We start from the raw sequence: 3,521 nt of genomic DNA on the forward strand, positions 1-3,521 counted from the left end.
CAGGCCGAGTTCGACAAGGTCACCAGGGTGTTTGGATGTTTTTTGTTCGCCTTTCGGGGCATGTCCCCCTCCGATACCGGTAAAAATTTCGGCGTCGCTGTCGTTGAAATAATCGTGATTGCCGAAAAAGTCATAAATGACAAACTTTTGTTTTTGAATATGGTTTGCCGTTCGGGTACCGCGGCCGCGCATTTGCTGGTAAAGAATAGGGCTTCGGACCCTTCGACACATGACCAGGTGGAGAACCTCACGGCAGTCGAAACCGGTATCCAGCATACCCACGCTGACAGCCACCTGGGGATATTCTTCGCGTTTGAATTTACGAATGAGGTCATCGGCATTGGGCACGTCGCTGGTAATCACCTCGGCATATTGCCCCTTAAGTTCAGGATGCAGTTCGTTCAGGTAATGGGCCAGCCGGGCAGCATGATGCTTGGTAATGGCAAAGACGATGGTTTTACCCGGGGCGATCTTTTGACCCGGAGCAAGCTCCTGGTAGTTTTCCCAGGCGAGACGGTCGAATTCCTTCATCATCAGTCGGTTGGTTTGTTCATTGGTCCATTTCCGTTCGAACTCGGCCGGATCATAGGTTTCCCCCTCCACTTCCGCCCCCCCGGCCAGAATAACGGTAATACCGGTAGCGAATTTGTAAGGCACCAGGTATCTTTGCTCAAAGGCCTCCTGAATTGGAAAAGAAAAATCCGGTTGTTCGTTCCGGCATTGATAGAACTGAAAGGTATTTCTTTCAATATATTGGGAAGGGGTTGCCGTCAGCCCGATGTGCAGGGCATCGAAATGAGTCAGGGCTGTCTGCCAGGCCCCATAAATGGATCGATGGCATTCGTCGGCGACCACCACGTCGAAATAGCCGCTGGTAAACTCCGGATAACGGCCGATCATGGTTTGTAATAGGCATACGGTGATCTGCTGTTGCTGCAAAGCCATACCGGGACGCAACCAATAGCTGCCGTATTGGTTGCTTAAAATGTCCTGGAATGCTTCAATGGCCTGCTTGGCCAGTTGGTCCCTGTCCACCAGAAAGAGTATACGTTCGGCATGACCGGCAAGGATCAGCCTTTTCAGATATAGACCTATAAGGTCGGTTTTTCCAGTGCCGGTGGGCAGCTCTATCAGGAAACGTCGCTTGCCCAATTCGACGGCATGGTCCAGGGCCTGCATGGATTCCCGCTGATAAGATCGAACCTGGCGGGTTTCACCCTGGCGAAGATAATATTCCGGGATTTCGATGGTGGCTAGGGGCCTACGGGTGGCGCGCATCTCCACCAGACGCTCGAGATCGCGGCGGGAAAAGAAGGAATTAACGATACGGGCGTCATCGTTTCCATAATCCCAGAAATAGATAATCTCGCCATTAGTCAAAAAAATAAAAGGTGAGCCTATCTGCCTGGCATAGGGCAATGCCTGTTTTTTCGCCGCATAAGGTTCAATGGCCGAACGCTTGGCCTCGATGATGGCCAGAGGATGGCCGCGCTGGCTCAGGAGCACATAATCGGCCCTGCCGGTCGGAATTTCATCCCCGTCCGGGGTTAGGCGACTGGGTTCTTTCTGGTAAGACGCATGTGTTTGTGCCAGGTTTGAGGATCGGATATATTGCTCGGTCAGCACTTGTGATTTATCGGCAGGATCCCACTTGGCCTGTCTTAATAAGTCATCGATAACGATTCTGGCATCTGCTTCAGTTGAATGATCTCTCAACGGCACTCCTTGGAAGTTTTTTATCCATTATTGGTAACCGGGAAAATAATCAGCCAGATTCCTCCCATTCAAATAGACATCACAAACCACACGGCCCCGGTCAACTTTGTAGGCCGATCCTAATTCAACCTGTTTACCCAGGATCAAACCGGAAAGCTTTCCTTTAGCGGCTTGGCCTGCTAATCCATTAAGTTCCGGCGCATCGAATCCGGTGGGCCGCACTCGTGAACCCGTCTGTTCTTTCCATGTCCATTTAGGTGAAACCTCAAAGGTATCCCCGTCGATAATCGAACTGACTTTAAATGTTGCCATGATTGCTCCTATCTTCTTTTTGGGTATTGAGATCCCTTTAGAGCAAACAAGAGCAATGAGCATGCCAAAAATGTAAAAATTTTATATCCTTTTGTTTTTAAATGATATTTAAATATCAGGGCCATTGCTTTTATGTGCCCAATTTTAAACCAAAGTTAAATTAATTTCAACCTCGGTTTAAATTCAAGTCTTTCCCTGCTGGAGAAATTTGTGTACCGCCTGGGGTGTAATTCCCAACAGGCGAGCGGCCCTGCTTTGGTTCCCCACTGAGGCTTCAAGGGCTCGTAATAACAACTGCTTCCTTGCGCTGGCCAGAAATTCATCCATGGAAAAACCTTCATAAGGTGTTGGGAGTGCTTCCAACGGGTCGGCATAAGCAATGGGATCTGAAATTAAAAGATCATCGGCCGCAATAACATCTTTGCGGCAGAGCCTCGCCGATCGTTCAATCACATTTTCCAAGTCACGGACATTTCCAAGCCAATTATGGGCTTGTAATCTCGAAAGGGCTTCAGGCGAAAGCCTTTTGGCCTTCCGTAACGATCCGTTAATTTTGTCGAGTATATAAAGGGCAAGTTTAGGAATATCACTGCGGCGTTCTCTCAAGGGAGGAAGTTTCAACTCCCCGACATTGAGACGATAATAAAGATCTTCCCGAAATTTGCCTTGTCTGACCAGCTTTCGCAAATCTCGATTTGTGGCCCCGATGATCCGGACATCGACATGATGGGGTTTTTGAGCACCAATCGGCTCAACCTGCCCATCTTGAATAACTCGTAATAATTTGGCCTGGGCCGGTAAAGGCAAATCTCCAAGTTCATCCAGAAAAAGGGTCCCTTTATCGGCGACATCAAATTTCCCTAGTTGATCGGTAATTGCTCCGGTAAATGCCCCTTTCTTGTGGCCGAAAATAAGGCTCTCCACCAGGTCTTCCGGAATCGCTGCGCAATTAATTGGCACAAACGGCCCTTTGGGCCGCTCACTGAGCCGGTGAATATAACGGGCAAAGAGTTCCTTCCCTGTGCCTGTTTCACCAAAGATAAGGATGGGAGCGTTAGAAGGAGCTAACAGCGCCCCGGTCTCAAGGACACGATGCATATTAGGATGATCGCCCACAATGCCAAGTTGAATAATTACCGTATCAATATCCGATTCGTAATATTCTTTTTCAGATGGCTCTCTTGTCTGAAATCGGACGATTGGGAATTGGGAGGTGGTTAAATCCACCTCGCCTACCAACGGTCTTTCTTTAGTGACAAAATGAGGTGGACGAACGTGAAGGATTTGGGCAGGGATTTCCCCGGCAGCAGCCAAAAGGACCCAGCAGGCGTGCATTTGGGGGGTTCCTGATGCTACGGATATAAAAAAATTCGCCGCCGCAAGTTTTTCTTGAATTTCCCGGATATGAGCTCTTAACCCTTTGAATATCGCTTGATAATCAGTCGGGTCATCGAGATCGACTACAAGAACTTCAACCTTCGAATTACCGTATA

3 protein-coding genes are annotated in these 3,521 nt (G+C 48.8%); all 3 read right to left on the reverse strand.

The window, feature by feature from the left end; genetic code table 11:
• Positions 1-1,716 (reverse strand): DEAD/DEAH box helicase family protein (locus HY879_25025; GenBank protein ID MBI5606608.1); only part of this gene is annotated, 1,716 nt, incomplete at its 3' end.
• A 27-nt stretch (positions 1,717-1,743) separates the two neighbouring features.
• The gene (locus HY879_25030) at positions 1,744-2,028 is read right to left on the reverse strand and encodes a thermonuclease family protein (protein ID MBI5606609.1); all 285 of its coding nucleotides are present in this window, start codon (positions 2,026-2,028) and stop codon (positions 1,744-1,746) included.
• Between the two features lie 183 nt (positions 2,029-2,211).
• Positions 2,212-3,521, reverse strand: a 1,310-nt coding sequence (locus tag HY879_25035) for a sigma 54-interacting transcriptional regulator (GenBank protein MBI5606610.1), incomplete at its 5' end; no start/stop codon positions are given.

The sequence above is a fragment of the Deltaproteobacteria bacterium genome (genome assembly GCA_016219225.1).
GTDB lineage: Bacteria > Desulfobacterota > RBG-13-43-22 > RBG-13-43-22 > RBG-13-43-22 > RBG-13-43-22.